The following is a 2,547-nucleotide window of genomic DNA, read 5'->3' as shown; positions in this document are numbered from 1 at the left end:
CTTGCGCGACGAGGATCTGGCTGAGCCTCCACCGGTCGCCCAACGCCCGAGCCAGGCCGATCGCCTCGGCCAAGTACGCCCGAGCCGCCTCTGCGTCGTAGAAGCTGGCGATGCAGCCGCAGGCGGTGAGCGCCCGGGCCAGTAGGGCCGGGTCCGCGACCTCGCGGGCGATCGCCAGGGCTTGCTGGGCCTGCGTGCTGTCGGGGGCGCCCACCCAGATCGCGAGCATGGCCCTGTCGGCGAGTGCTCGGGCGCGCACCGCGGCCGCCACCCCGGGGTGATGTGCTTCGAGATCGGCCAGCGCGGCATCTAACCAGGCCCACCCTTCCCGATGGCGGCCCCGCCCGAGCCACAGCGGCTGCAGCGACGACGCCAACGCCAATGCCAGCTCGACATCGAAGTTTTCCCGGCTCCAGCCGAACGCGGCGCGCAGGTTGTCCATCTCGATCTCGGCCTGCTCGAGAAGCTGCTGATAATCACTGCCTGCCGGCGCGTCAAGCACCGCGGCCAGCGCCGTGTAGTAATCACGGTGACGTGAGCGCACGGCGTCGGCTTCGCCGGATTCGCCAAGTTTTTCCAGTGCGTATTGGCGCACGGTCTCCAGCAGCCGATACCGGGTCCGGCCCAGGCTGTCGTCGGTGACCACCAGTGACTTGTCGACCAGCAGGGTGAGCTGATCGAGCACCTGATAACGCTCCACCTCAGCACCGCCAGCGACTGCTTGGGCAGCGTCGAGATCAAATCCGCCCAGAAACACCGCCAGCCGGCGCAACAACACCCGTTCGGGCTGGGTCAACAGCTTGTGTGACCAGTCCACCGAGGCGCGCAGGGTCTGCTGGCGGCGCACCGCGGTGCGCGCACCACCCGTCAGCAGCCGAAACCGGTCATGCAGGCTCTCGAGGATCTCGGCCAGCGACAGCGCCCGCACCCGCGCCGCCGCCAGCTCGATCGCCAGCGGCACCCCATCCAGGCGCGCGCAAATCTCGCCCACCGCTGCGGCATTGTCGTCGGTCAGGTTCAAGTCGGGCCGAGCATGACGGGCTCGGTCGATGAACAGTTCGATCGCCTCGTCGGCTAGCGACAGTGACGGTACGCGCCAGCTGACCTCACCGGTCACCCCGATCGGCTCGCGGCTGGTCGCCAGCAGCGTCAGCCCCGCAGCGGCCCCCAACAGCGATGCGACCAACTCGGCGCACGCGTCGAGCAGATGCTCGCAGTTGTCCAGCACCACCAACATCTGACGGTCGCGGACAAACCTCAACAGGGTGTCCATCGTCGATCGGCCCGGTTGGTCGGGCAAACCCAGCGCACGCGCCGCCGCAACCGGCACCAATTCGGGGTCGGTGAGCGGCGCCAGATCCACGTACCACACGCCGTCGGCGAATTCGCCGGTCAGCTGTGCCGCCAGCTGTATTGCTAGCCGGGTCTTACCCGCTCCGCCGGCACCGGCCAGCGTCAGCAACCGGTTCTGGCTCAGCAGCTCCCGCAGCTGGGTCAGCTCCGTGTTACGGCCCACGAAACTGGTAAGCAGCACCGGAAGATGCTGGAAGACAACAGCTTTGGGGAGGCGTAGCGGTGGGAAGTCGTTCACCAGATCGGGATGGCATAGCTGTATCACTCGCTCGGGGCGGGGGAGGTCGCGCAGCGGATGGGTGCCCAGCTCGGACAGCCATGCGTCGTCGGGAAGCCGGTCGACGACAAGCGCTTCGGTGACACCCGATAACAGGGTTTGGCCGCCGTGGCCGAGGTCGCGCAGTCGCGCGGTGCGGTTGATGGTCGGACCGGCGTAGTTACCCTCGTCACGCAGCTGGATTTCGCCGGTGTGTACCCCGATCCGCAGCCGAATCGGGGCCAAGGCGGCACGCTGCAATTCCAGTGCAGTGGCCACCGCATCGGAGGCGCGGGCGAATGCTGCCACGAAGCTGTCGCCCTCACCTTGTTCTACGGGGCGCACGCCCTCGTATTCGGCGATAGTCGCTGACACCGTCTTATTCATCCGTGCGATGGCCGCGGTCATCTCGTCGGGCTGGGCTTCCCAGAGCCGCGTGGAGCCCTCGACGTCAGCTAATAGCAACGTCACAGTGCCTGTCGGTAACAGCCCGCTCACGCTCAGCTCACTCCAGTCCACCAGGGGCGTGTCCGCGCGTCGATCGATCTTGGTCATGCTAGCCAGCATGCGGGCACGCGGATCGCAAAACATCAGCGCAACCGCGTAGATCTCGGCCGATCAGGCACCGAAGTTCAGTTGTGGCGGGCGGCTTCCTGGACCAGCTGTACGCGGGACGTCAAGGCCAGCTTGGTGTAGACGTGGGTGAGGTGGGTTTGCACGGTACGCGGTGAGACAAAAAGCCTTGCGGCGACGTCGTTGTTGGCCAACCCCTCGCTGACGAGTTGCACCACTTGGCGTTCGGTCGGTGTGAGCGAGGCCCAGCCGCTGCTGGGCCGCTTACGTTGGCCGCGGCCGCGCTGCGCGTAGGCAATCGCTTCCTCGGTGGACAACGCTGCGCCCTCGGCCCAGGCGGTGTCAAAGCCCTGCTGGCCCATAGC

At 67.1% G+C, this 2,547-nt stretch carries 2 protein-coding genes; both read right to left on the bottom strand.

Annotated elements, in window-relative coordinates:
• On the bottom strand, positions 1-2,107 hold a 2,107-nt coding region (locus WB785_RS07100), incomplete at its 3' end, for an ATP-binding protein (protein WP_424078110.1).
• Between the two features lie 134 nt (positions 2,108-2,241).
• Positions 2,242-2,547, bottom strand: a 306-nt coding sequence (locus WB785_RS07095) for a response regulator transcription factor (RefSeq protein ID WP_424078109.1), incomplete at its 5' end; no start/stop codon positions are given.

Source organism: Mycobacterium sp. (assembly GCF_049585075.1).
In the GTDB taxonomy this organism is placed as follows: domain Bacteria; phylum Actinomycetota; class Actinomycetes; order Mycobacteriales; family Mycobacteriaceae; genus Mycobacterium.
The sequence above is the reverse complement of the archived record's forward strand: the minus strand, read 5'-3'. Positions and strand labels throughout refer to the sequence as shown.